We start from the raw sequence: 1,319 nt of genomic DNA on the forward strand, positions 1-1,319 counted from the left end.
CCGGAGTTTGCGCTCACTCGACGGTTGGGTGGTGGGGCGTGGGTGAGCGGAAGCGAGCCGTATGCCGCTGAGCGAGCCCAGCGGCATACGAATCGTGTTGCTCCTCAACGGAGTCAGCGGGCTGCGATCCCCGGGCGGTGCGTCCTCGTCAGCTGGACGTCGGCGAGGCCGACGACGAGCGTGACGGCCCCGACGATCCAGGCCGTGACCGCCATCGGCATCGTCGACGAGGCGAAGCCTATGACCCACGGGGAGATGATGAACAGCACGCCCAGCAGGGCGGTGAGTCCCTCGATGGCGAGCAGGTCCGGTCGGACGAGCTCGGCCAGTGAGAGGAGCGCGGTGATGATGCCGAGGACGATCATCGTCCACGTGGCGCGCGTCGTCGTGGTCGTCCAGATGGGCGACAGGAAGGCGTAGCCGCCGGCGATGAGGGGGATGACGTCCTGCGGGTGCAGGGCCTTCTTCATGGCGTCCTGACCACCTTTCGATCAGATGGTCCGTCGATCCTGAGGCGGACCGGACAGCTCCATCATGTGTCGGGCCACGACGGTTTTCAATGCACGTCTCCGCTCGCTGACCGGCGCGCCGGGCGGTGCTCCGGGGCGGTCCTTGTCAACCAGCCGGGGGGCTCGTCGCGTCATGATGGGCGAACCATCCCGCCGACACGAGGATGCCCACATGGGGGAGCACGAGGACCGTGACGCCGACTTCACGGCCTATGTCAGGGCGCGCCAGCGCCACTTCGTCCGGTTCGCCTACCTGCTGACCGGTGACCCGTACAGCGCCGAGGACCTCGTCCAGAGCGCCTTCGCCAAGGTGTACCGGAAGTGGACGTCCATCAACGGCTCACCGGACGCCTACGTCCGCACGGCGATCATCAACGAGCACCGGAGCTGGTGGCGACGGACGTGGCGGCACAAGGAGGTCACGAGCAGCGAGCTCGTCGCCCACCGCGACCCGGAGGCGCCGGCCGACACCCACGCGGACGGGGACCTCTGGGCACAGATCGTCACGCTGCCCCGGCAGCAGCGCGCGGTCATCGTGCTGCGCTACTACGAGGACCTCACCGAGGCCCAGACGGCAGCCGTGCTCGGCTGCACCGTGGGCACCGTCAAGAGCCACGCGAGTCGGGCGCTGACCGCCCTGCGCGTGCAGATGCTGGAGGTGACCGCATGACCCCCACCGAGACCGACCTCCGGTCGGGACTGCTGCACGAGGCCGAGCGGGTCGACGCCGTCGGGGACTTCGCGACGGCCGCCATTGCCCTGGAGCGTCGCCGCGGGCGCCGCCGCCAGGCCGGCGTCGTGGCGGCCGGC

2 protein-coding genes are annotated in these 1,319 nt (G+C 69.7%); one reads left to right on the plus strand and one right to left on the minus strand.

Annotation, left to right across the window (positions count from 1 at the left end; genetic code table 11):
• Nucleotides 1-113: 113 nt before the first annotated feature.
• On the minus strand, nt 114-470 hold the full coding sequence (locus N864_RS22285) for an SPW repeat protein (RefSeq protein WP_034722740.1): 357 nt from the start codon (nt 468-470) through the stop codon (nt 114-116).
• Nucleotides 471-681: 211 nt separating this feature from the next.
• Between N864_RS22285 and N864_RS22290 the strand changes: the two genes are divergently transcribed.
• Nucleotides 682-1,179, plus strand: a complete 498-nt coding sequence (locus tag N864_RS22290; protein WP_034722741.1) for a SigE family RNA polymerase sigma factor — start codon at nt 682-684, stop codon at nt 1,177-1,179.
• Nucleotides 1,180-1,319 lie beyond the last annotated feature (140 nt).

It is taken from the genome of Intrasporangium chromatireducens Q5-1 (assembly GCF_000576575.1).
GTDB lineage: Bacteria > Actinomycetota > Actinomycetes > Actinomycetales > Dermatophilaceae > Intrasporangium_A > Intrasporangium_A chromatireducens.